We start from the raw sequence: 23072 nt of genomic DNA, 5'->3' as shown, positions 1-23072 counted from the left end.
AAAGTACCTGTAGGGTTTCCCATGCGAGTTAAGCAAAAAACGCTGACTACACTCTTATTAGAGAATAAGGCTCCTAAATATCGTCCTTTTCTGGGGTTTTTTCTGGCTGGGTTTCCTTTGCTGTTTTTAGCCTATGTGGTTTCTTTCCAGCGCGCTTATCTCAACTGCATGAGGTTAGGCACAAAAAGAATAGATTGTCAATATGTCCAAGAGTATAATTTTCCTGTTTCTAGTCGGGAAAATTTTTCTTTAACTCACATTAAAGCTACGGCTGTCTATCAAGAAGTTTTTATCAGTGTTGAGCAGAAAAAAACTGTTAATAACACGGTTTTATTGGTCGGGAGAAATAACTATCTCTACATCGAAAATTTTCGGGATGTGCAGTCAGCTAGTGATTTTAAAACTCGATTTGAGAGTTTTGTGAATAGATATCAAGCTCAGGAAATTATTGCCAAAAGTCCCCTAGATACCTTGTCAGCACTGCTAGAACACCACCATAATTATCCCTATTATCTCTGGGGTATGTTATGCTTATTGTCAGGTCTGTTATTACTTTATGATGTCAGCTATTGGGAGAGTTATGTCTTTAATCAGGGTACCGCTACCCTAACCCGTAGGCGACAACATTTAACTTTTAGAAGTGAAAGTGATTATCTTCTAGAGAGAATTGTTGAGGCAAAAGTAGAAGAGTACAAAGGCTTTTTGGGGCCTAATTACCGACGGATTATTTTAACCTTATCCAACGGGGAAAAAATTATCCTCAATTGCCGGTTACTGGAATCTATCAGTAACGGAAAAAGGGAAGAAAAAATCCTAGCAATGATTGTCGAAAAGTTAAACTTAAGTCAAGAGGAACTGTTAATCTAAGTAAATGCGCTCTAGTTATTTAAAGTCTCTTTTTTTCGGTTTCCTATTAGTGACCGTGTTAGTTTATATATTGCGCGGCATGGGAATATTATCTTTTTTACCCGGAGGATTAATTTTGTTATTAATTCTCTCTTCCATGGTGACGGGAATTATCTACGGAATCGATAAAACCCGCCGTTTTTAGGAAAATATTGGCTCTTACGAGAAGAGCCGAACGGTTCTAACGTCAATGTCAAGATTGCGGTAGTTACAGCGTTTCTCAGATAGATGAGGTTCGTTCTTGCGTCTAAAACACTTGATTAGCAAGGATTACTGTATGCTTCACCTTTACGAGAAAGGTTGTAGGGTTTGCTGAATAAATCTGATACCAAATCCCTTTTTAATAGTGTGATTAACTCTCAAGTTATGAATTGTTTCTCCCCACACCCCACACCCCACACCCCACACCCCACACCCTGTCCCCATGAAAAACTTTTTCAGCAGACCCTAGTTAGTTTCTGAGCAATCCCACTGAGAAAAATATCAGCTGCATCTCCTATTTTTGCTATGAGATGCAGCCATTGCTAAAGGCTAACACACCTAGGCTAATTAACCGGGGACTAAAGAAGATTTGAACGCAAAAATTTTCTCGATCACCTCTTCTACCACCTTATCAGGAGTGGAAGCGCCAGAAGTCACTCCGACGATAATTTTTCCCTCATTTAACCAGTTATCGGTGATCATTAAATCGTCCCCTAAAGGTTTATGTTCGATGCGATTACCGGGGAGAATGCGCTCGGCACTATCGATATGATAGGAGGGAATGGCACGCTCGATCGCTATTTCCTGTAGGTGAGTCGTATTAGAGGAATTATAACCGCCAATTACCACCATTAAAGAAAGCGGTTCTTTCACCAGTTCAAACATGGCATCTTGACGCTCTTGAGTGGCATCACAGATGGTATTAAAACTCATGAAATGATCTTTAAAATTGATCGGTCCGTACTTTCTCAACATAGTATGCTCGAAGAGTTTGCCAATTTCCTCCGTTTCACTTTTCAGCATCGTGGTTTGATTGGCAATACCGATATAATCTAGATCGCGATCGGGATCGAAACCCTGGGAATGGGCATTTTTAAACTTCTCTAAGAACTCATTTTTATCGCCACCGTGGAGAATATAATTAGCGACATAATTAGCTTGATCCAAATTTAAAACGATCAGATAAGTGCCAGCAAAAGAGCTAGTGGCGATCGTTTCTTCGTGATTATATTTGCCGTGAATAATCGAAGTGTGGTCGCTTTTTTTGTGCTTTTCCACGGAATTCCACACCTTAGAAACCCAGGGACAAGTGGTGTCCACAATCATGCAACCCTTATCGTTAAGTATTTGCATTTCCGAGACACTGGCCCCAAAAGCAGGTAAAATCACCACATCCCCCGATTCCACCACAGTAAAGTCTTTTTGGCCATTTTCGACCGGAATAAAACCCACGGCCATGGAGCGCAGACGCTGATTAACCGAGGGATTGTGAATAATTTCGTTAGTAATCCAGATACGTTCCAGGGGAAAATGTTGACGAGTTTCGTAGGCCATGGCGACAGCGCGTTCTACCCCCCAACAAAAACCAAAAGCTTGAGCGAGATAGATCGTCACGTCCCCCCGTTGTAAACGATAATTATTTTCACGAATTTCTTGGATCAGGTCGCTTTGATACTCATTGGTCATCGCATCCATTACTTCCTCTTTATGACCGAATCCCTTGCGGTTATAGTTATCCGATTGCTGTAGGGTACGTTTAAAGGATTTTGTATCCATGATTCTCTGATAGGGGTATTGGTGGCGCTAAATTGGGCGAGACAGTAGCTTGCCATATATTAAAAATACCTTATCTAGTCAGCGCAGGAGGCTTTTAGAGACTAGAGAGAAATTCCTCGTCGATATCGTAACCAAACTGTTGAGCGAAAAATTTTAAGCGAGATAAAGCAGGAATTTGCTGACTTTTCAGCCAATCAGACAAAATAAAGAGTTTTTGCATCACAAAAATCTCTAAAGCTTCGGGATTATATTGAATTCCTTCCCCGCGATGGAATTGATGGGGGACCAACATAGCAGCATAACGGGCGATTTCTCCCTGTTTTGGGTCAAGAATAAAGATTAACCAGGGATAAACCGCATCTAAACGCAGAAACCACAGCCTGACTTCTGGTATCTCTGATAATTCCCGCATATCACCCTCCGCACGAGGATAATCTATCTCTAATTGTAGAGCTTGTTCCAGTTCTGCGATCGCTGTTCGGGACTGATAATCTTGAATAATAGTCTCTAAAGATAAGAGATCGAGATTTTGGATTTGATTGGGGTTAAGAGCGATTTTGACAGTCATAGGGGCAAATAAAAGGTTATATCGGGCGAAATTACTGTTTTTTATCCCTAGATCGACAATGATATATCTCAGAAAATACTCTCGATCGGGACAAAAAAACTAAGTTTGACTATTCTCTCACTCCGGAGCGAGAGAGGGAAACTGGACTAAAATCCTCATGATTGGATTTCTCCGACAATTTAACCTCCCTTGCACACCGGGTTTTTTAGATTGATAACTATTAGGGTGATATTGTCCTCGTTTGCTCATCAGTTCCGCTTGACAAAGAGCTAATCGATGACTAATTACTATGGTTATTTTATCGGTGGCTAAAGTGCGAAACATTTGCTAGATTTCCTATTCTGCATTAGCAGCAGGGGAGGCAGTCGGTTTCTCAAAAATGACCAATTCTCAGGATAATTATTTTAGAGGATTTAACCCTTTTTCCCTTAACTTAATTAAGTTCAATCCATCGGGATTATCAAAGAGAGTGATATCGGGGAAATTAGCTACTTTATCAATTACTTTACCCTAGAGAAATCCTCGAACTCGATCGCGCAAAGAAGCAAAGAGTAAACCGGTAATCGTGGTGAGGGAATCGGTGAACAAGCTCAGGAAAATTAATCCGCTCACACTTGCGACTACATTTAAAACAAACAACGGTTCAGTCTTCTCTGACGAATAATACACATTATTACAGTCCCCGGCACTCGAACCAGGGATAAAGGTACAATAGAACTGTAGAGATCTGGAGGGTTGCTATGTTTACACACAACTTAGATGACAGAAAACTGCCCCTCGATCTAGAAGGGAAAACACCGCAAAAACTCACCTATCGTTCACCAAAAATCTACCACCTTGATCGCCCTAGCAATTTATCAACAGAAAGGAATTCAAGGACTGCGGGATTTAGAAGGAAAATTTGCCCTCGTTATTTTTGATGGAAGTCCTGCGGCAACATTCCCTAGGCATTGCTGATGTCGAAAGTGGCAGTCGCATCGTCAGTTCCCTAGCTGTGATCCCATGGTTGTCACCAAGCAACTGAAGTAGGACGGGGATATCATCCCGGAGCGGGAAGGGAAACTGGACTAAAATCCCCAAGGTTTGGATTTCTCCCACAATTTAATCTCCCCTGCACACTGGGGGTTTTTTAGTCAGCAAAATCGGTAACTAGGGACACGAATAAACCAGTCAATTTATGGGAAAATAAGCTCATCTTCTCCGCTTTTATCCCATGCAAGCCGACTTTTTTACTAATATCCTCTTACCCGTTGGCCTAGGCGTTTTAATGTTAGGCATGGGATTGGGATTAATTCTCGCCGATTTTCAGCGTATCACCCGTTATCCCAAAGCAGTCCTGATCGGTTTAGTCAATCAAATTATTATTCTACCGATCGTCGGCTTTATTATTGTTTCTCTTTTGCCTCTCCGGCCAGAAATTGCCGTCGGTTTAATGATTGTCGCCATTTGCCCCAGCGGCCCTTCCTCCAATGTTTTAACCTATTTAGCTAAGGGAGATGTGGCCCTTTCTGTTACTTTAACCGCTTTTAGCAGCATCATCACCATTTTCACAATACCTTTTTTAGCTAGTTTCATTCTCCAGCATTTTATGGGTGAAAGTGCCGCCATCTCCCTACCCATTGGTTCCACTATGGGGCAGATATTTTTGATTATAGTTTTACCCCTGGTTATGGGTATGACTATCCGCCATTACTTCCCTTTACTGGCCAAAAGTCTGGAACCGATAACTAATCGTTTAGCCGTGATTTTTCTAGCGGTTATTATCTTCTTATTAATCCTGAGAGAATGGCAACGTTTACCTTTATTTATCGCTCAAACTGGCATCGCAGTGATCATTTTAAATACGATTGCTTCCCTAATTGGCTTTTTCAGTGGTCGTTTATTTCAATTAACTATTCCCCAAAGAATTTGTATTGCAATTGAAGTGGGTATTCAAAGCGGCACTTTAGCTATTGCTATCACTGCCGGTTTATTAAAGAATCCCGATCTAGCCATTCCCGCAATGGTCTATAGTTTATGGATGTATGTCAGCGCTTTTGTCGCTGTTTATTATGGTCGCAAAAAAGCAGCTTTGGCAAAATAGCTAAATCTGGTGATAGGATCTAGCTAAAAACTGATAACTGATTATGTTAATTGGTAAATATTTAACCCTAGAAGAATTATCTACCTGTTCCCAAACCTATCAAAAGTACGCAGCGCAAATCGATCCCTACCCAAAAAATACCGCAACGATAACCGCTTGGCAAAATCTCGCTCACTTTATTATCGATCCAATTATTGATAATTTTGGTCGAGAAAAATTTCAATTAACCTATGGATTTTGTTCCAATGATCTGAGAAAATTTCTCCAAAAAAAAGACCCGATCACCGGCTTAAAAAACGGTAGAATCGATCCCAGTCGTGATCAACATTGCGCCCACGAAATTAATCAAAAAGGTCAATATTATTGTCAGCGATTGGGGGCAGCCTGTGATTTTCGGATTATCGATTTAACTAGCGATCGCCTGATAGATTGGATTTTAACCCAAAAATTACCCTTTGATTCTCTCTATTTTTACGGAATTAATCGCCCGATTCATATCAGCTACGGACCCCAACATAAACGAGATCTATGGACTTTTACCACTAAAGGAACACCGACTAAAAAAGGTTTACAATCATGGTTAGAAGCCGCTAAATCTATCGATTCTGAAGCTAAAAAATCCCCCAAAATAGGGGGATAACCAAGACCTAAAACCCTCTTCTTTTAGATTTCTGGTTCCAGATCGTCCTCATCGTCCTCGTCGGCAGGTTCCGTGGGGAAAGGAACCGAACCCATGTCTAATTTATCCCGCAATAACTTCTCAATTTCCGCCGCTACTTCTGGCTTTTCTTCGAGATATTTAACGGCATTATCGCGACCCTGGGCAATATTTTCGCCATTATAGCTATACCATGCCCCTTTACGAGTAACTACGTTAGTTTGTTCGGCGATATCGAGCATACAACCCACTTGGGAAATGCCTTTACCGAAGATAATATCAAATTCAGCAATCCGGAAAGGAGGCGCAACTTTATTTTTAGCCACCTTAACTTTAGCCCGAATTCCGTATTCCCCTTCCGTGCCTTTTTTCAAAGTTTGAATGCGACGGATATCTAAACGCACCGAGGCATAAAATTTTAAGGCCGTTCCTCCGGTGGTCACTTCAGGATTGCCGTAGGTGACACCGATTTTTTGCCGCAGTTGGTTGAGGAAAATCACCACACAACCGGATTTACCAATATTACCAGCAATTTTTCGCAGGGCTTTACTCATCAAACGGGCCTGCAAACCCACCTGATTATCCCCCATTTCCCCTTCAATTTCCGCCCGCGGCACTAAAGCGGCCACCGAGTCGATGACAACGATATCCACGGCCGAAGAACGCACTAACTGGTCAACTATTTCTAAGGCAGCCTCCCCCGTATCCGGTTGTGCCACCAGTAAATTATTGATATCTACCCCTAAATCTTCCGAATAGGTGGGATCTAAAGCGTGTTCCGCATCGACAAAGGCCGCCACTCCCCCAGCTTTCTGCACTTCTGCGATCGCATGGAGGGCTAAAGTGGTTTTTCCAGAACTTTCTGGCCCGTAAATTTCGACGATGCGGCCTTTTGGTAAACCGCCACCCAAAGCCATATCTAGGGTTAAAGCACCACTAGGCACGGTTTCCACCCGCATCCGGGTTGCGTCTCCCAAACGCATAATCGAACCTTTGCCAAAGTTGCGCTCGATTTGATTTAAGACTAAACCCAAGGCTTTATCTCGATCGGGATTACTTGTCATTGTCGCCATTAATTTTCTCCCCAGTTTTCTTAAGTAGTACAGCAGTATGCAAAGATTGTAGCCTGTTTTAATCTTGATCACCAAAAAGTTAGAGACTTTTTCCAGAATGGTGATCAAAAATCAAAAGTTTTGATTTTTACAGCCAAGGCCGGCTCATCTGTTCTAATTGCGTCACCTCTCGCGCTTCTAAACTCCATCCTAACGCCCCGGCATTTTCCCTCGCTTGGGCCGCGGTTTTTGCCCCCGGAATGGGAATCACATCCCCTTGGGCGATTAACCAATTGAGGGCGACTTGTGCGGGGGTTTTTTGGTATTTTTCGCCCAATTCTTGCATTACCCTTAAAATTGGGGCTATTTTCTCCAAACCTTCTTTTTTGAACCGTGGGTCAACTTTTCTGGCTCCATCGGGCAAATTCTGGCTTTCTGGGCTATATTTACCCGTCAGTAGTCCTTGAGCGAGGGGGCTGTAGGCGAGGATGGTGACACCTAATTCCTTGGCCGTGGCTAAAATTCCCTTAGTTTCTATTTTGCGATACAAAAGCGAATACTGCACCTGATTGACCGCTAAGGGAACCTCTTTTTTCGCCAAAATCTGGCTTGCTTGACGCATTTGCTCGGCGGAATAATTACTTACACCCACTGCACCAATGCGGCCGCGTTTTACTTCTTCCCCTAGGGCATTCATTAGGGTTTCTTGGCTAATTAGGAAGGTGAAGGGCCAATGTACTTGGTAAAGGGCAATTTTATCGGTTTTTAGACGGTTTAAGCTCTCGGTAATGGCATTATGAACCGCATTCGCCCCCAATCGCCACGGTACGGGGGCAAATTTGCTGGCAATATCGATGGGAATATCGGTCTGTTGGGTAAATTTTCCTAAGAGTCGTTCCGATTCCCCCAGTCCATAGACTTCGGCAGTGTCAAAAAAGGTGATTCCTGCTTCTACTGCCGCTTTAAAGGCCTCCTCTACCTGACTAGCTCCGTATTCCTTGCCATAGTTCCAGAATAGTTTATCTCCCCATGCCCAAGTCCCGATTCCCAAGGCACTGACGGCAATTCCTGTTTGTCCGAGATTAGCGGTTTGTCTAGTCATATTCCCTACAAAGAATGACAGCGTTTCTCATTAAAGATGAAGTGTAACCTATATTTGGTCTGACTCCCCACTAACCCCCTTTTTTGATTCCTGGAAATTCCCACCCATAAGTAATGGGGAAGGACTTGACTTTGCCGGCGACTTGCGCTATGCTTTTTTTATAATGGGAATCTGTGCAAAAATTTTTTAGACGCAAAGATTTCCATTATGAATAAAATCTTTTAAAAATATTATCGCAAAATCTGCCGACAAAAGCAAGCGAAATTTTGCCGATAATTGTTAAGTTTTGTTAACCAAGAAATACAGAGATCAGCAAGATAAAAAAATCGAAATCTCTTGCTGATCCTGTTTGTCGCTTAACCTTATGATTAGGTTAGGCGAATTTTGCGCTTTGACTAATTGTTAGTGCTAACTTCCGTGGTTTCAGCAATTGCCGTCGGTTGGCAGGGAGTGGGTTGAAATTTCTCTGGAAAAGAGAAGCCTAAAAATGATGCGATCGCAAATATGGTGCTGATAATTTTGGCAAGACTAACAACGTCTTCTCTGTACTTTAACCAATATTTATACATAATCATCAATCCTTTTACTTAGGAGGTGAACTATCTTTAGATTAAAAAAATTCTGATTATTTGTCGTTACTCAAAAGTCCTAAAAATGGTACTTTTTTTTAGGTACTCTCAAGTAACCTGACAGGGTACTGAAAAGTAATCTTAAGTCCTGCAACCCTTAAACAATGATGATAAATGAACTAAAAATGACTGAAACTAAAACCATTTCATGGACTGAATTAGAAATGCTGGTTAATGATCTGAAAAAAAAGCATACAAAAAAGCGATTAACGGACGTGGAGACAAAAATATTAAAAGGTATTTTTGAGAATAAAACATATCGTGATCTAGCAAAAGAAATTGAAATTAGGACAGAAGAACAGTCAATCAAGAATGCGGCTTCTAGTTTATTTAAAATATTGTCAGAGCAAACAGGTGAAAAGATTGGAAAGACTAATCTGATTACTGCTTTGGCAAGGTATAGAGATAATTCTCAGATATTTGATCATAACAATAAACCGCAACCTCAGCAATCAAATAAAGTTCTTGAATTAGTTATGGAGGTAGGGATAGACGACCTGACACCAGAGAAAATTGATAAAATTATCAGCTTTCTTCAAGAAACTGCCAGAGACAACACGATCAAGCCTATTATGAAACTTAAAGGCAGTATTCGGCTATTTTTAGAAGGTTCAGAAGAGGGCTTAAAGCACCTAGCAGATTTACATCAATCGGGGGAATTGCAAGCCCTTCTCAATGAACTTAAATCAGACGATATACCCGAAATTATCGTCAAAAAAGCAGAGTTCACTACAGATGCAAAAGTTATTGAAAAAGCCGAATTAATTAAGGCAATTCGAGAGGGAACAATCGATAAGAAAACTCTATATAAAGTTGATTTGAGTGGGGCTATTCTGAGTGGGGCTATTCTAAGTGGGGCTGACCTGAGTGGGGCTAACCTGAGAAGGGCTAACCTGAGTTGGGCTTTCCTGAGTTGGGCTGACCTGATTGAGGCTGACCTGAGTTGGGCTTTCTTGAGAAGGGCTGACCTGATTGATGCTGACCTGAGTGGGGCTAAACTGAGCGGGGCTAACCTGAATAAGGCTAACCTGAGTAAGGCTAACCTGAGTTGGGCTAAACTGAGTAAGGCTAAACTGAGCGGGGCTAACCTGAGAAGGGCTAACCTGAGTAAGGCTAACCTGAGTTGGGCTTTCATGAGTGGGGCTAACCTGATTGGTGCTATCCTGAGTAAGGCTAACCTGAGAGGGGCTATTCTGTGGGGGGCTAACCTGAGTGGGGCTAACCTGAGTGGGGCTAACCTGAGTGGGGCTAACCTGAGTAAGGCTGACCTGAGTGGGGCTAACCTGAGTAAGGCTGACCTGAGTGGGGCGAAAGTTGAAAACGCTATCTTCATCGATGCAACGGGGATCACCCCCGAACAAAAACAGGATTTGATTCGACGAGGGGCAATTTTTGGGGATACTTCTAACGATCGCAGTAAAGTATTAGTTTAAAACAGCCTTTGATCTCCACCTTCAGCAGAGATTTAGGTGGGGTTGGCTGAATAAATGTGAAATATAGACGAGATAAGGGGTTTGGCAGCCTGTTTGACCAAGCAGCTGCAAGATTTTCAAGCTGGTGGCTCAAAAACCTTGTATCTTAACCGGCGATCGCCCTTACTTTTTCAGCCAACCCATAAGTAATGGGAAAGGACTTGACTTTGCCGGCGACTTGCGCTATGCTTTTCTTATAATGGGAATCTGTGCAAAATTTTTTTAGATGCAAAGATTTGCATTATGAATAAAATCTTTTAAAAATATTATCGCAAAATCTGCCGACAAAAGCAAGCGAAATTTTGCCGATAACTGTTAAGTTTTGTTAACAAAGAAATACAGAGATCAGCAAGGTCAAAAAATCGAAGTCTCTTGCCGATCTTGTTTGTCGCCTAAGCTATGATTAGGTTAGGCGAATTTGGCGCTTTGACTAATTGTTAGTGCTAACTTCCGTGGTTTCAACAATTGCCGTCGGTTGGCAGGGAGTAGGTTGAAATTTCTCTGGAAAAGAGAAGCCTAAAAATGATGCGATCGCAAATATGGTGCTGATAATTTTGGCAAGACTAACAACGTCTTCTCTGTACTTTAACCAATATTTATACATAATCATCAATCCTTTTACTTAGGGGGTGAACTATCTCTAGATTAAAAAAAATTTGATTATTTGTCGTTACTCAAAAGTCATGAAAATGGTACTTTTTTTAGGTACTCTCAAGTAAACTGTCAGGGTACTGAAAAGTAATCTTAAGTCCTGCAACCTTTAAAAAATGATGATAAATGAACTAAAAATGACTGAAAATAAACCCCTTTCATGGACTGAATTAGAAATGCTGGTTAATGATCTGAAAAAAAAGCATACAAACAAGGGATTAACGGACGTGGAAACAAAAATATTAAAAGGTGTTTTTGATGATAAAACATATCGTGATCTAGCGGAAGAAATTAGGCAAGAAGAACAGTCAATCAAGAATGCGGCTTATGATTTATTTAAAATCTTGTCAGAGCAAACAGGTGAAAAGATTGGAAAGAGTAATCTGATTACTGCTTTAAGTCGATGGAAATTACAACCAGAATGTAATCAAAAAAACACAAATTATGACGGAAAATTTTCTGGTGCTGTGGTTTTTACTGCTTCTGAAAATAAAAAGAAACAGATATTAACGCTATTAGAACTTTTAAGAAAAATAACCGATGATCAGGAAATAACAATAACTGACATAGAACAAGGTAGTATCAAATTAACTCTCAAGGGTTCTCAAAAAAGTTTAGAAAAAATTGAATCCCTATTCAAATCGGGTGACTTGAACAAAATTTCGGGAGATATTACAGTTGAAAATGTTCAATTTACCGAAGATAATTGTTTAGCTTTTACCATAGCAGGTGATGTTAATGCAGATGAGATAACCTATTTAAAATCTACTATCATAGGACAAAATTTAGCAGAATCACCAAAGCAACTGGCAGAAGAATCGTCAGCAAACCCCTTGATTGTCAAGAATAAAGCGCCTAAAGAAATTAACAATAAACTAATTGAATCTATTAAAAAACCTAACTTCCTCCAGCGCATTATAAGAAGATTTAGAAGGATTAAGCTGAGAGAGGCTGACCTGAGTGGGGCTGACCTGAGTGGGGCTGACCTGAGTAAGGCTATCCTGAGTAAGGCCGACCTGAGTGGGGCTGACCTGAGAAGGGCTAACCTAGAACGGGCTAACCTAGAACGGGCTAACCTAAGTGAGGCTGACCTGTGGGGGGCTAACCTGAGAGGGGCTAACCTGAGTGAGGCCGACCTGATTGGGGCTAACCTGATTGAGGCTAACCTGAGTAGGGCTAAACTGATTGAGGCTGACCTGTGGGGGGCTAACCTGATAAGGGCTAACCTGATTGAGGCTAAACTGAGAGGGGCTGACTTGAGTGAGGCTAAACTAAGTGGGGCTGACCTATGGGGGGCTGACCTAGTATGGGCTAAACTGAGTGGGGCTAAACTGATTTACGCTAACCTGATTGAGGCTAACCTGAGAAGGGCTATCCTGAGTGAGGCTGACCTGAGTAAGGCTGACCTGAGTGGGGCGAAAGTTGAAAACGCTATCTTCATCGATGCAACGGGGATCACCCCCGAACAAAAACAGGATTTGATTCGACGAGGGGCAATTTTTGGGGATACTTCTAATGATCGCAGTAAAGTATTAGTTTAAAACAGCCTTTGATCTCCACCTTCAGCAGAGATTTAGGTAGGGTTGGCTGAATAAATGTGAAATATAGACGAGATAAGGGGTTTAGGGGCCTGTTTGGCCAAGCAGCTGCAAGATTTTCAAGCTGGTGGCTCAAAAACCTTGTATCTTAACCGGCGATCGCTCCTACTTTTTCAGCCAACCCATAATTAATGGGAAAGGACTTGACTTTGCCGGCGACTTGCGCTATGCTTTTCTTGTAATGGGAATCTGTGCAAAATTTTTTTAGATGCAAGGATTTCCATTATGAATAAAATCCTTTAAAAATATTATCGCAAAATCTGCCGACAAAAGCAAGCAAAATTTTGCCGATAATTGTTAAGTTTTGTTAACAAAGAAATACAGAGATCAGCAAGGTAAAAAAATCGAAGTCTCTTGCTGATCCTGTTTGTCGCCTAAGCTATGATTAGGTTAGGCGAATTTTGCGCTTTGACTAATTGTTAGTGCTAACTTCCGTGGTTTCAACAATTGCCGTCGGACAGACATTGCTGAGATTTTTGTCAATTGTTTTCGATAATCTTTCTAAATTTTTCTCCTGTTGAACCTATTTTAAGTAGCTGGTTATAATTAAATTAAAAATGGATTTTAGGTTCGATCCCCCCTGCCCCCCTTGATAAGGGGGGTGCCGATAGGCGGGGGGATCCCCCTTGATAAGGGGGGTGTCTGATAATTTTTAACGCCTACCTACTTATGACAATAATGTTGTCAACTTTCTCGGATTAAGATTAACCCACCGCAAACCCTGTATATTCTCTGACTAGGGGTTCATGAAAGGCTAAAACAATATCTTCTTTAGGAACACCTAAATTAACTAATTCATTGGCAATTCCTACCTCAGTGCCATCATGTTGTATCCAGATTTTACCCTTTTTAATATCGAGATGCAAAACACAACCATGATATCTTCGTCTATTTTTCCAGCCAACATACATCAATTGATAGTGATCGCCAACTGTATCAAAAATCAATTGTTGTTCAATCGGATCTTTAGATGAACCTATCTGAGAATATTCAGTAATGACTTGCTTGACATAGTGACGATATTGTGCTAATTTTTCCATTCGACAATTACCTCCCCAATCGGATCATAAATAATCAGGTAAATTTGAAATCTTTTAACGACAGTTTGAATAAATCGCAATTCAAAAAAACTATAATAAATATCTAAGGGAACAGCTAAATATAACTGTCTTTTAGGTTCTTTTTCTTCTAAAGCAACACGATAATTAAAGAATTGTCCAATGGCAGTATGAAATTCTGAAATGCTGGATTTACCGATAAAACTTTTAATTTCAACGGCTATCTTTTCATTGTCTTTTTCTGCGGCTATCAGTTGCTCTGCTCCTAAATCGACATACATTTCTACATCACCCACTTCAATCCTTAAAGGGTCATCCGTAATGATCCAACCCTCTTTTTCTAATCCTTTTCTCACTGCACCATGAAAACGATCTTTAGCAGACATGAATCTTGAGGTTAGCAGGCATAATAATTATTAATTATAACATTTAGTCATGACGATCGATCCGGGGTGAGAGCATCTCAAACCCTATTGACAATTGGCCAATTTTGTGATCCGCGTGGGTATTTCAAGTGATAAGCTAAGACGTATTTAAACCGCTTATTCTGAGATTAGCCCCCCCCTTGCCTGATCTCAACCAGCAATTTGAATTAAGAACAGCTTAACTAGCTGACATCCATCGTGATAAAATCGGCCTTGTCTTTCTTCTGCCAGCGCAACGCCGAGCGGCGGTATGTTGAGCTTATTTCCCCTTTTACTTTTTACTTGGTATAACTCGTGCAGGTTTTCATTTATCATACTCCCGAACTTACCCCCGTCCATACTCTACCCGATTGCGCCGTCGTTATCGATGTTTTAAGAGCGACAACCACGATCGCCACTGCCCTCAATGCCGGTGCGGAAGCAGTGCAAACCTTCAGCGATCTGAAAACCCTGATGCAGGTGAGCGATACCTGGCAACCGGAAAAACGTCTCCGAGCAGGAGAAAGAGGTGGCGCGAAAGTAGAAGGCTGCGATCTGGGCAATTCTCCCCTCGATTGCACCCCTGATTTAATGAAAGGTCGTCGTCTGTTTATCAGTACCACTAACGGCACTCGCGCTCTGCAAAGAGTGGAAGAATCCCCAATCGTGATCACTGCGGCCATGATCAATCGGCAAGCTGCGGTTAATTACTTATTGGATAGGCAGCCCGATACCGTCTGGATTGTTGGCTCTGGTTGGGAAGGGGGTTATTCTCTGGAAGATACGGCCTGTGCTGGAGCGATCGCCGATGCGCTACAAGAACAATCGGGGCAAATGGCGATCGGGAATGATGAGGTGATCGCCGCGATCGCTCTTTATCGTCAATGGCAAAATGATCTTTTAGGAATGTTCCACAGTTGTAGTCACGGTCAGCGCCTCTTGCGTCTCCACTGTCAAGAAGATTTAAAATACTGCGCTAATATTGACTCTCTTGATGTTTTACCGATCCAAAAAGAACCGAGCATTTTAGTCAAACTTTAGACATTATCACCCAGAGAAAGGGTCATCCGTGCCGGTAGGAGTATCGATCCTAGCCGGATTCCTTTATTTAGGGTCTGCTGAATAAATCTAAAAACCTTGTTGGATAAAACTTTTAGACCTTTTTGAAATCCAAAAGTGCCTCGTCTGGGAGTGATCAGGGGGAAAATTCAGGTACTTTTTCCCTGAAAATTAGGTAATTGAGCAGATGAAAATCGGTAAAACCCCACACCCCACACCCTACCCCCACCGAAAAACTTTTTGCCGCAAACCCTATTTATAGTTTGCTAACCATGACTATCGATTCTTTACTGCAACCTTTTCAGCGTTTTGGTGTCAATCTCGGTTTAGAAAGAATAAAAAATCTGCTGGAGATTTTAGGCAATCCCCAAGATAAAATTCCGATTATTCATGTCACGGGAACTAATGGCAAAGGTTCGGTTTGTGCCTATCTATCATCTATTCTCAGCACCGCCGGTTACAAAGTCGGACGTTATATTTCTCCCCATTTAATTGATTGGACGGAAAGAATCTCTATTAATGGCGAAAATATTGAAACCGCGACTTTAGAAAACCTGCTTAAATATATACAATCGCTTATCGATCCCCAGCAGGAAAGTCCTACTCAATTTGAGGTAATTACTGCCGCTGCTTGGCTGTATTTTGCTCAGGAAAAGGTGGATATTGCCGTGATGGAAGTGGGTTTAGGAGGAAGATTAGATGCGACTAATGTTTGCGCTCAACCTTTGGTTACTGTCATCACTTCTATTAGTCGGGAACATTGGCAAAATTTAGGGCCGACGGTTGCCGATATTGCCGGGGAGAAAGCGGGGATATTAAAAGCGAATTGTCCCGCAGTTATCGGACAATTACCAGAATCAGCGCAGGGGGTAGTTAGGGAGAGAATCAAGCTGTTAAATTGTCCGACGGTATGGGTAGAAGCTGCCGAAAAAATTGCCGATAATCGGGCTAAATATCAAGGTTTAGAATACCCTTTATCCTTAGCAGGAGATTTTCAATTAACTAATTCGGCTATAGCGATCGCTGTTGTTAATATTTTACGCCGGCAAGGTTGGCAAATTAGCGATGAAGTCGTGCAAGAAGGAATGGCAAAAACTCGCTGGTTAGGACGTTTACAAACCGTTAATTGGTGTCAGCGAGAAATTTTAATAGATGGCGCTCATAATCCTGCTGCTGCTATTGGTTTAAGGCAGTATGTAGATAGTTTAAAGGCTCCAAAAATTATCTGGGTGATGGGTATTTTATCGACTAAAGATCATCGAGAAATATTCCAAGCTTTATTAAGAAAAGGCGATAGTTTATATTTAGTTCCTGTCCCAGATCATAGCAGTGCCAATCCTGAAACCTTAGCGGAATTAGCGGCTTCAATTTGTCCAGAATTATCTCACCTAGAGACTTGTTCCGATGTATTTTTAGGACTAAAAAAAGCCATCCAAGAATCTGTCGATAGTCGGATAATTCTCTGTGGATCGCTTTATCTAGTCGGTTACTTTTTAGGGAGTTTGTTTCAGGGAAAATAAAACATCAATTTTACTGGTGGTTTTATCAGGCATAGTGGCAGTAATTCCGATCCCGCGTACCGATTCTAAAAAGGCCTTTGCTTCTGGGGTTAATTCCGTGGCTGGAAGATTATTAATTCCCCCTGCTTTAGCAATAATTTGCTCCACATCGATGAAAAAATAACCGAGATTATTTTTAGGCAAATTTGCGATCGATGCTTGGAAATTCTCACTTTTGCTAATCGGTTGATTCGGTTGGGGTTGATAGGGAATTCCGACGGTCATTTTTAGGGTATCATTATTAGACCAAGCATAGGTTAAAATAGCTTGTTCTTCCGCTTTCCATTCAGTCACATCTTGGCCAGAAATTTGACTGTTTTTTATGGTGATAAAGGGAACAGTTTTCACCAATTCATTTAACTTATCGAGGGTAGTTTTTGCCGCTTTCTGATCGCCGGTTTGCCAGATCATCATTCCCCCAAAACCTAACCCTCCCACTGCTTGCTGGTTGGGGATAATTCCAAAGGCAAATTCTCGATCCATCCAGTTGAAAACTTCTTTATCCGCGTCAAGGGTTGCCATCTGAAAATTCTCACGGATCTGACGCAGAAAAACTTGTAATTCTGGGTTAGTTTGGGACTGTTTTTCTGCTTCTTCCCATCCCTGTTTAAGATTATTACCACTCCAAAGTGCGATGGTATCTCCGGGTAAATAATTTAAAACTTGATTTCTGCTAGGGGAAGGTAGGGTAGAAATAGTTTCAGGGGCAAGTTTAGCCACCATTTGTAACTGTAATCCCGTATCGGTGACACCCACTCCCGCGACAATATCTTGAATTTTTGCTAATTCTTGCCGACTTTGGGGAGATAAATTAGCATCTGGTCCCAAGATTGCGGCATAATCATCGATATAAATTGTCGCTAGGGTATTGGGGAGGTTGAGGGATTGGGAAAGCAGTTTTCTCACTTCCGGTTTACTGCTAAAAGATGGCTGTCCTCGGTAGGTATCGATCGCCGCTTCTAACACCTTTTTATCGTAGGATATCAACAAAAAATCCCCCGCAACGGCAATATAAATGGTGGTGTTATCCTGCCAATCTATAGCAGTAATTGTAATACCTTTGTAGTCACTGGTGCTAGTTTTGCGATTAACTTCTTGTCCTAGTTTTTTCTGGAATTCCGATGCTTTAATTTTATCTTTGATACCGATAACCGTTAATAATTTCGCTTGTCCGGGGGTAGTTGCGGGAAGGAAAGCAAAGCTAATACTACCGATCCAAGGTTCGATATCCCGTTGATAATCAATCTTATCAGTGAAGATATTTTTTTGTAATTCTTCTAGTCCTTGACTAACCGCAGTTCGTGATTCTGGTGTACCATATTTAGCTAACACTGACCAAGCTTTTGCATCCGTGGAGACAAAACTACTAGCAAAGGCAGTTTCTGGGATAACTTTTGCCGATTCTAAGGGGGTGAATCTTTGCCAAGGTAGTTGTCCTCGTAGATAAAGATAGACACCTCCAGCGGTTACTGCTGTTAGTCCTAAGACGACTAAACAACCGGGTAAAAATGATTTTTTTGACATAGAATTGTGGTTTGGTTAAGAAGTTCAATACTTGGCGATCAATTTGTCTCTGGTTGTAGTCTCTAGATTAGTCCTATTGTAGTTATCCTAATTATCTTATCTTATCCCCAAAGGTGACAGACAACATTTCAGCTAATTTTTCCGAAATTATTGCTAATTACCGGAGAAAATTAGCTCATTCTTGGTTAGCTTGCCAACCCACCGCTTGATTAATATTAGTCAACCCATTAGCCTCTAATTTTTCTGTTAATCCTTGTAAAATATTTGATACTAGCCAAGGACCCTGGTATAACCAACCGGTATAAATCTGTAATAAACTCGCACCAGCGGTAATTTTCTCCCAAGCATCATCGAGAGAAAAAATGCCTCCCACTCCAATTATCGGTAAATTGCCTTGGGTTTGCCGATAGATAAAACGGATCACTTCCGTGGAACGTTCCCGCAAAGGTTGCCCACTAATTCCCCCTGCTTCTTCAGTGATTGGTTTACCAGTTTCAGGCAGAATTGTAGTTTTTAATCCCGTGCGTTTAGTGGTGGTATTAGTAGCGACAATTCCAGCTAATTGATAGGAGAAAGCTAAGTCAATAATTGTTCTGATATCTTCCCATTCTAAATCGGGAGAAATTTTCACTAATAGGGGTTTTCTGCCTTGATTTTCTGTTTGTAAAATGTGGAGGATTTTATCGAGTTGTTCACCACTTTGCAGGGAACGCAAACCGGGAGTATTGGGAGAACTAACATTAACGACAAAATAATCGGCATGGGGGAATAAATAGCGAAAACTGCCTAAATAGTCCTCCGGGGCCTTTTCTAGGGGCGTATTTTTCGATTTACAGAGGTTAATACCGATGGGAATCTGTCGGGGTTGTCGTTGCCAAGATTGTTGGAGAGTTGCCGCTAGAACCGGCGCACCGAGGTTATTTGCCCCCATACGGTTTAATCCGGCCAAATCTTCCGGTAAACGAAATAATCTCGGTTTTGGGTTGCCCGGTTGCCCTTCTAGGGTGACAGCACCCACCTCGGCAAAACCAAAGCCGAAATTATGCCAAAGTCCTGCCCCTAAACCGTCTTTATCGAATCCTGCCGCCAATCCGACGGGATTGGGGAAATTTAACCCCCAGAGGCTTTGAGATAGGCGAGAATCGCTAAAACTGAGGGATTCTGATAATTGTGAGATTAACCATTGTCCCCAAAATTCCCCCCGCGAGCGATCGATTTTTTGGAGAGTATTTAATAATTGTTTTTGTGTTCCCTCTAAATTGCCCCGAATAGCCTTGAAAGCTAGAGGATAAAAAGGTTTAATTGTATCAATTATATTGATCATAAAAAGACAGGAATTAAGGGTTAGGTGTAGGGTGGGTTAGGCAAGAACAAGTTATGTTTTTGACAAAAAATTTCAAATTTGCCGTAACCCACCTAGCATAATCTTTATAAACCTTGACGAGGGTTAAAAGTTTCAATCGCCCGTATTTTTTGATAAAGTTCTAATTCTTCAGGGCTAGGATTGGGAGGATTAACTAATATAATTTCCACTAATTGATCGCCCCTTTCTCCTTGGGAAGTGGGATAACCTTTGTTAGCCAAACGTAATCTTTGACCACTTTTTACTCCCTTAGGAATCATCATTTTAACTAACCCGTCAATGGTAGGAATTTCCACAAAACCGCCCACAATTGCCTCGCTAGGAGTAATCGGTACTTGACAGACAATATCAGAACCTTGAATCCTAAAAAAAGGATGCCTAGCGATAGTTATTTTTAAATATAAATCACCCCCTTCAATACCCTGACCTTTGAGACGAATTTTCTGACCATCGATCATAGCTGCCGGCATATCAACCTCTATTGATCTACCATCTTCCAGACGAATTCTTTGTCTGCCACCTTGATAGGCTTTCTCTAAAGGTAAAGTTAATTTTGCTTCCACATCTCGACGAGTTAAACGGGGAGAGGAGGCAATTTTAGCGCGCTTAGTATTAAGGTTATTAAAATCTCTAAACTTCCATAAATCCTGTTCTGTACGGGGGATTTTTCCATTACCGTTACTATTCGCTTTTTCCCCCGGACGTATCCCGCGGCGTTTATTTCCTGTCAAGGAACGATTATACTCAACCCGTTTTTCTTCATCGGAGAGAACATCATAAGCTTCATTAATATCTTTAAACTTTTCTTCGGCCGATTTATCCCCCGGATTAACATCAGGATGATATTGACGCGCCAGTCGTCGAAAAGCCTTTTTGATCTCGTCACCAGTAGCCGTGCGAGATACTCCTAAAACATCATAATAATTAACTAATTGTGGCATATATTCAGTTATCAGTTATCAGTTATCAGTTATCAGTTATCAGTTATCAGTTATCAGTTATCAGTTATCAGTTATCAGATTTGAGTTCTAAGTGAGCAGTATGTATTAAGCGAGCAGTATTAAATAGTAGTTTCCCACTGTCTTTTTACTGATTACTGTTTACTGATTACTGTTTACTGTTTACTGATCACTGTTTACTGATCACTGTTTAAAACCAATCATCATCCTCATCATCCCAGTTATTTTGGGGGGGAATATTGCGGGAACGATTGCCGCCGCTGCGGTTACTTTTACTATTGTTATAACTTTTTTCCTCCGAAGGGGGGGGACTTTGCCAATCGCTATCGCGGCCATTGTCGTAATTGTCCTGATTGCGGGGGCGATAACTATCTTGATTAGCCGAATAATTGGGTCGATAATCACTTTGATAACCCGGTGTACTGGGACGATAATCCTGACGATAACGATCGCGACGCGGTTCGTAGGGAAGCTCATCTTCCTTATCCCCGGTAAAAGTCTTGCGAATAGCGCTAAAAAAGCCCTCGTCTTCCTCGTCGTATTGTAGCCGTACCTCGCGATTTAATTCATAGATAACATCCTGTAGGTCTGCCTGGGCGCGATCAATGCGACGGTCATCATTTTTCTCCAAAGCGTCGATAATTTCCGTACTCAAAGACTCAATTTGACGACGATAGGAACGGGTAAACTCATTACCAAAATCGAGAGTAACATCTTTTAAGCGTCGTTGGGCTTGATCCACCAGAGAGCGGGCGCGATTGCGTTTATCGACCTTTTCGCGACGGGTACGATCTGCTTCGGCAAATCGGGCAGCATCGCCGATCATGCGGTTAATTTCCCCTTCGCTGAGGGTAGAAGCGCCTTGAATGGTGACACTTTGCTCCCGTCCGGTCATTTTATCCCTAGCGGTGACTTGTAGAATACCGTTAGCATCGATATCGAGGGACACCTGCACTTGGGGAATACCCCGGGGTGCGGGGGGGATACCGGTTAATTTAAAACGTCCCAAGGATTTATTATCGCTGGCCATTTCCCTTTCCCCCTGCAAAACGTGGATTTCCACCACAGTTTGATTATTTTCGGAAGTGGAAAAAAGGTCAGCTCTGCGGACGGGAATAGTGGTATTGCGGGGGATTAACTTTTTCATCACACCGCCGATGGTTTCTAAACCCAAGGATAAAGGGGTCACATCGAGGAGCAGCACGTCTTTGACCTCGCCGCCCAAAATTCCCGCTTGAATAGCCGCCCCGACCGCTACAACCTCATCAGGGTTAACATTTTGATTGGGTTCCCTATCGATAAAACTCCGCACCAAATCCTTCACCACCGGCATCCGCGTGCCGCCGCCCACCAGTACCACTTCGTCTAGTTGGACGGGGGACAAACCGGCATCAGAAAGGGCGCGTTTGAGAGGACGACGGAGACGACTGATTAAATCGCCGCATAATTCCTCAAATTGGGCTCGACTCAGGCGAGTTTCGATGTGTTTGGGTCCGTCTTCCGTGGCGATGATAAAGGGCAGATTAATATCGGTGACGCTGACCCCAGACAGTTCTATTTTGGCTTTTTCTGCCGCTTCTGTGAGTCTTTGTAGGGCTTGCCGGTCTTGGCGCAGCTCCACGCCTTCCTGTTCCAAAAATTGATTGGCTAACCAATCGACGATTCTTTTATCGAAATCATTTCCGCCTAATTGGGTGTCGCCACTGGTGGCTTTCACCTCAAAAACGCCGTCACCCACTTCCAGGATAGAAACATCAAAAGTACCGCCTCCCAGGTCAAAAACGAGGATTTTCTTGCTTTCTTGTTCATCGAGACCGTAGGCCAGGGCGGCGGCGGTGGGTTCGTTGAGAATCCGCAGCACTTCTAACCCCGCAATTCGGCCCGCATCCCGGGTGGCTTGACGTTGGGAGTCATTAAAATAGGCGGGGACGGTGATTACAGCCCCGGTAACTTCTTCCCCCAGATAACGGCTGGCTTCTTCGGCTAATCGGCGTAAAATTAGGGCGGAAATTTCTTCGGGGGCGAATTCTTTTTGCAGACGGGGACATTTAATTTTGATATTGCCCATCTCATCCCGGCGGATGGTGTAGGGGACGCGCTTCGATTCGGGGTTTAATTCCGAGTAGCGACGACCTATGTAGCGTTTGATTGCATAGTAGGTGTTTTGGGGATTAAGTACCCCTTGTCGCCGGGCCATTTGACCGACCACTAACTCCCCATCTTTATTAAAACCGACCACAGAAGGAGTGGTTCTCATGCCCTCCGAGTTGGCGATGACCACTGGCTTTCCGCCTTCCATCACGGCGACGACGGAGTTAGTTGTCCCTAGATCAATGCCTACTACTCTACCCATGCTTGTTTTTGTCTCCCCCTAGATTTCGATAACTTCGGGACTTTTACCTTCGATCGATAGTTTAAATCGCTTAATGCTTGTTGACAATATTGTATCGAATTGTCTTAGGTTCTCGCTCTCGCTTCGGGGCGATTCAGGGTGTGATTACCGAAGTGGTCTTTTAGTGATCGCTGGCGATCGAGCTTGGGGGGTTTTAAATAGGGTCTGCGGCAAAAAGTTTTTCCTGGGGGAGGGGTGTGGGGTGTAGGGTGTTGGGTGTAGGGTGTGGGGTGTAGGGTGTTGGGTGTGGGGTGTGGGGTGTGGGGTGGGGGGTGTA

General features: G+C 42.4%; 24 protein-coding genes. 9 read left to right on the top strand and 15 right to left on the bottom strand.

What is annotated here, in order from left to right:
* Positions 1–21: 21 nt before the first annotated feature.
* From O9290_RS04690 to O9290_RS04680, 3 genes are all read left to right on the top strand, one after another.
* Positions 22–867, top strand: coding sequence for a hypothetical protein (locus tag O9290_RS04690; RefSeq protein WP_288059198.1), 846 nt, complete (start codon positions 22–24; stop codon positions 865–867).
* Positions 868–871: 4 nt separating this feature from the next.
* Positions 872–1051 carry a hypothetical protein gene (locus tag O9290_RS04685; RefSeq protein WP_012264970.1) on the top strand — a complete coding sequence of 60 codons (180 nt, stop codon included), beginning with the start codon at positions 872–874 and terminating at the stop codon, positions 1049–1051.
* 164 nt (positions 1052–1215) lie between these two features.
* Positions 1216–1368, top strand: coding sequence for a hypothetical protein (locus O9290_RS04680; RefSeq protein WP_012264969.1), 153 nt, complete (start codon positions 1216–1218; stop codon positions 1366–1368).
* Between the two features lie 87 nt (positions 1369–1455).
* Here O9290_RS04680 and O9290_RS04675 read toward each other — a convergent pair whose 3' ends face one another.
* The 4 genes from O9290_RS04675 to O9290_RS04660 form a co-directional block, all read right to left on the bottom strand.
* The gene (locus O9290_RS04675) at positions 1456–2664 is read right to left on the bottom strand and encodes a 4-hydroxy-3-methylbut-2-enyl diphosphate reductase (protein WP_288059195.1); all 1209 of its coding nucleotides are present in this window, start codon (positions 2662–2664) and stop codon (positions 1456–1458) included.
* A gap of 94 nt (positions 2665–2758) precedes the next feature.
* The gene (locus O9290_RS04670) at positions 2759–3232 is read right to left on the bottom strand and encodes a CRR6 family NdhI maturation factor (protein WP_288059193.1); all 474 of its coding nucleotides are present in this window, start codon (positions 3230–3232) and stop codon (positions 2759–2761) included.
* Between the two features lie 117 nt (positions 3233–3349).
* Complete coding sequence (locus O9290_RS04665; RefSeq protein ID WP_288059191.1) at positions 3350–3556, bottom strand: hypothetical protein; 207 nt, start codon at positions 3554–3556, stop codon at positions 3350–3352.
* A 186-nt stretch (positions 3557–3742) separates the two neighbouring features.
* Complete coding sequence (locus tag O9290_RS04660; RefSeq protein ID WP_002781364.1) at positions 3743–3871, bottom strand: hypothetical protein; 129 nt, start codon at positions 3869–3871, stop codon at positions 3743–3745.
* A 574-nt stretch (positions 3872–4445) separates the two neighbouring features.
* On the opposite strand from O9290_RS04660, the gene O9290_RS04655 reads away from it, so the two are divergent.
* The gene (locus O9290_RS04655) at positions 4446–5315 is read left to right on the top strand and encodes a bile acid:sodium symporter family protein (protein WP_288059189.1); all 870 of its coding nucleotides are present in this window, start codon (positions 4446–4448) and stop codon (positions 5313–5315) included.
* A 43-nt stretch (positions 5316–5358) separates the two neighbouring features.
* On the top strand, positions 5359–5955 hold the full coding sequence (locus O9290_RS04650) for a hypothetical protein (RefSeq protein ID WP_288059187.1): 597 nt from the start codon (positions 5359–5361) through the stop codon (positions 5953–5955).
* Positions 5956–5978: 23 nt separating this feature from the next.
* On the opposite strand, the gene recA is transcribed toward O9290_RS04650, so the two are convergent.
* The 3 genes from recA to O9290_RS04635 form a co-directional block, all read right to left on the bottom strand.
* Positions 5979–7046, bottom strand: coding sequence for a recombinase RecA (gene recA, locus O9290_RS04645; RefSeq protein WP_288059185.1), 1068 nt, complete (start codon positions 7044–7046; stop codon positions 5979–5981).
* Positions 7047–7173: 127 nt separating this feature from the next.
* Entirely contained in the window at positions 7174–8127 is a 954-nt protein-coding gene (locus O9290_RS04640) for an aldo/keto reductase (protein ID WP_288059183.1), read from the bottom strand.
* A 395-nt stretch (positions 8128–8522) separates the two neighbouring features.
* A complete protein-coding gene (locus O9290_RS04635) occupies positions 8523–8696 on the bottom strand; it encodes a hypothetical protein (RefSeq protein ID WP_288059181.1) in 174 nt (57 codons plus the stop codon).
* A 164-nt stretch (positions 8697–8860) separates the two neighbouring features.
* Between O9290_RS04635 and O9290_RS04630 the strand changes: the two genes are divergently transcribed.
* The gene (locus tag O9290_RS04630) at positions 8861–10189 is read left to right on the top strand and encodes a pentapeptide repeat-containing protein (RefSeq protein WP_002798711.1); all 1329 of its coding nucleotides are present in this window, start codon (positions 8861–8863) and stop codon (positions 10187–10189) included.
* Positions 10190–10658: 469 nt separating this feature from the next.
* Here O9290_RS04630 and O9290_RS04625 read toward each other — a convergent pair whose 3' ends face one another.
* Entirely contained in the window at positions 10659–10832 is a 174-nt protein-coding gene (locus O9290_RS04625; protein WP_002748305.1) for a hypothetical protein, read from the bottom strand.
* A 163-nt stretch (positions 10833–10995) separates the two neighbouring features.
* Here O9290_RS04625 and O9290_RS04620 point away from each other — a divergent pair, with 163 nt between their 5' ends.
* The gene (locus tag O9290_RS04620; protein ID WP_502846445.1) at positions 10996–12420 is read left to right on the top strand and encodes a pentapeptide repeat-containing protein; all 1425 of its coding nucleotides are present in this window, start codon (positions 10996–10998) and stop codon (positions 12418–12420) included.
* Positions 12421–13181: 761 nt separating this feature from the next.
* On the opposite strand, the gene O9290_RS04615 is transcribed toward O9290_RS04620, so the two are convergent.
* Both O9290_RS04615 and O9290_RS04610 read right to left on the bottom strand, forming a co-directional pair.
* Positions 13182–13517: a XisI protein gene (locus tag O9290_RS04615; RefSeq protein WP_002798710.1), complete on the bottom strand. Its 336-nt coding sequence runs from the start codon at positions 13515–13517 to the stop codon at positions 13182–13184.
* Entirely contained in the window at positions 13505–13921 is a 417-nt protein-coding gene (locus O9290_RS04610; protein ID WP_002751648.1) for a XisH family protein, read from the bottom strand. The genes O9290_RS04615 and O9290_RS04610 overlap by 13 nt, the downstream gene beginning before the upstream one ends.
* A gap of 333 nt (positions 13922–14254) precedes the next feature.
* Between O9290_RS04610 and O9290_RS04605 the strand changes: the two genes are divergently transcribed.
* On the top strand, positions 14255–14980 hold the full coding sequence (locus O9290_RS04605) for a 2-phosphosulfolactate phosphatase family protein (RefSeq protein ID WP_287169516.1): 726 nt from the start codon (positions 14255–14257) through the stop codon (positions 14978–14980).
* Positions 14981–15270: 290 nt separating this feature from the next.
* The gene (locus tag O9290_RS04600) at positions 15271–16518 is read left to right on the top strand and encodes a bifunctional folylpolyglutamate synthase/dihydrofolate synthase (RefSeq protein WP_288055195.1); all 1248 of its coding nucleotides are present in this window, start codon (positions 15271–15273) and stop codon (positions 16516–16518) included.
* Here O9290_RS04600 and O9290_RS04595 read toward each other — a convergent pair.
* The 5 genes from O9290_RS04595 to O9290_RS04575 form a co-directional block, all read right to left on the bottom strand.
* Positions 16492–18081, bottom strand: a complete 1590-nt coding sequence (locus tag O9290_RS04595) for a DUF3352 domain-containing protein (protein WP_288086763.1) — start codon at positions 18079–18081, stop codon at positions 16492–16494. The genes O9290_RS04600 and O9290_RS04595 overlap by 27 nt on opposite strands.
* A 175-nt stretch (positions 18082–18256) precedes the next feature.
* Positions 18257–19405 carry a quinone-dependent dihydroorotate dehydrogenase gene (locus O9290_RS04590; protein WP_288057845.1) on the bottom strand — a complete coding sequence of 383 codons (1149 nt, stop codon included), beginning with the start codon at positions 19403–19405 and terminating at the stop codon, positions 18257–18259.
* A gap of 104 nt (positions 19406–19509) precedes the next feature.
* Positions 19510–20385 carry a J domain-containing protein gene (locus O9290_RS04585; protein WP_002759132.1) on the bottom strand — a complete coding sequence of 292 codons (876 nt, stop codon included), beginning with the start codon at positions 20383–20385 and terminating at the stop codon, positions 19510–19512.
* Between the two features lie 208 nt (positions 20386–20593).
* Positions 20594–22756, bottom strand: a complete 2163-nt coding sequence (gene dnaK / locus O9290_RS04580) for a molecular chaperone DnaK (RefSeq protein ID WP_288057847.1) — start codon at positions 22754–22756, stop codon at positions 20594–20596.
* Between the two features lie 104 nt (positions 22757–22860).
* A partial coding sequence (locus tag O9290_RS04575) for a hypothetical protein (RefSeq protein WP_288086760.1) occupies positions 22861–23072 on the bottom strand: 212 nt, incomplete at its 5' end.

Origin of the sequence: Microcystis sp. LE19-41.2A (assembly GCF_027530405.1) — a bacterium.
GTDB classification, from domain to species: domain Bacteria; phylum Cyanobacteriota; class Cyanobacteriia; order Cyanobacteriales; family Microcystaceae; genus Microcystis; species Microcystis aeruginosa.
The sequence above is the reverse complement of the archived record's forward strand: the minus strand, read 5'-3'. Positions and strand labels throughout refer to the sequence as shown.

Coding starts and splice junctions, on each gene's coding strand:
- O9290_RS04690 (WP_288059198.1), top strand. CDS start 22: ATGCGAGTTAAGCAAAAAACGCTGACTACACTCTTATTAGAGAATAAG.
- O9290_RS04685 (WP_012264970.1), top strand. CDS start 872: ATGCGCTCTAGTTATTTAAAGTCTCTTTTTTTCGGTTTCCTATTAGTG.
- O9290_RS04675 (WP_288059195.1), bottom strand. CDS start 2,664: ATGGATACAAAATCCTTTAAACGTACCCTACAGCAATCGGATAACTAT.
- O9290_RS04670 (WP_288059193.1), bottom strand. CDS start 3,232: ATGACTGTCAAAATCGCTCTTAACCCCAATCAAATCCAAAATCTCGAT.
- O9290_RS04665 (WP_288059191.1), bottom strand. CDS start 3,556: ATGTTTCGCACTTTAGCCACCGATAAAATAACCATAGTAATTAGTCAT.
- O9290_RS04655 (WP_288059189.1), top strand. CDS start 4,446: ATGCAAGCCGACTTTTTTACTAATATCCTCTTACCCGTTGGCCTAGGC.
- O9290_RS04650 (WP_288059187.1), top strand. CDS start 5,359: ATGTTAATTGGTAAATATTTAACCCTAGAAGAATTATCTACCTGTTCC.
- recA (WP_288059185.1), bottom strand. CDS start 7,046: ATGGCGACAATGACAAGTAATCCCGATCGAGATAAAGCCTTGGGTTTA.
- O9290_RS04640 (WP_288059183.1), bottom strand. CDS start 8,127: ATGACTAGACAAACCGCTAATCTCGGACAAACAGGAATTGCCGTCAGT.
- O9290_RS04635 (WP_288059181.1), bottom strand. CDS start 8,696: ATGTATAAATATTGGTTAAAGTACAGAGAAGACGTTGTTAGTCTTGCC.
- O9290_RS04630 (WP_002798711.1), top strand. CDS start 8,861: ATGATGATAAATGAACTAAAAATGACTGAAACTAAAACCATTTCATGG.
- O9290_RS04625 (WP_002748305.1), bottom strand. CDS start 10,832: ATGTATAAATATTGGTTAAAGTACAGAGAAGACGTTGTTAGTCTTGCC.
- O9290_RS04620 (WP_502846445.1), top strand. CDS start 10,996: ATGATGATAAATGAACTAAAAATGACTGAAAATAAACCCCTTTCATGG.
- O9290_RS04615 (WP_002798710.1), bottom strand. CDS start 13,517: ATGGAAAAATTAGCACAATATCGTCACTATGTCAAGCAAGTCATTACT.
- O9290_RS04610 (WP_002751648.1), bottom strand. CDS start 13,921: ATGTCTGCTAAAGATCGTTTTCATGGTGCAGTGAGAAAAGGATTAGAA.
- O9290_RS04600 (WP_288055195.1), top strand. CDS start 15,271: ATGACTATCGATTCTTTACTGCAACCTTTTCAGCGTTTTGGTGTCAAT.
- O9290_RS04595 (WP_288086763.1), bottom strand. CDS start 18,081: ATGTCAAAAAAATCATTTTTACCCGGTTGTTTAGTCGTCTTAGGACTA.
- O9290_RS04590 (WP_288057845.1), bottom strand. CDS start 19,405: ATGATCAATATAATTGATACAATTAAACCTTTTTATCCTCTAGCTTTC.
- O9290_RS04585 (WP_002759132.1), bottom strand. CDS start 20,385: ATGCCACAATTAGTTAATTATTATGATGTTTTAGGAGTATCTCGCACG.
- dnaK (WP_288057847.1), bottom strand. CDS start 22,756: ATGGGTAGAGTAGTAGGCATTGATCTAGGGACAACTAACTCCGTCGTC.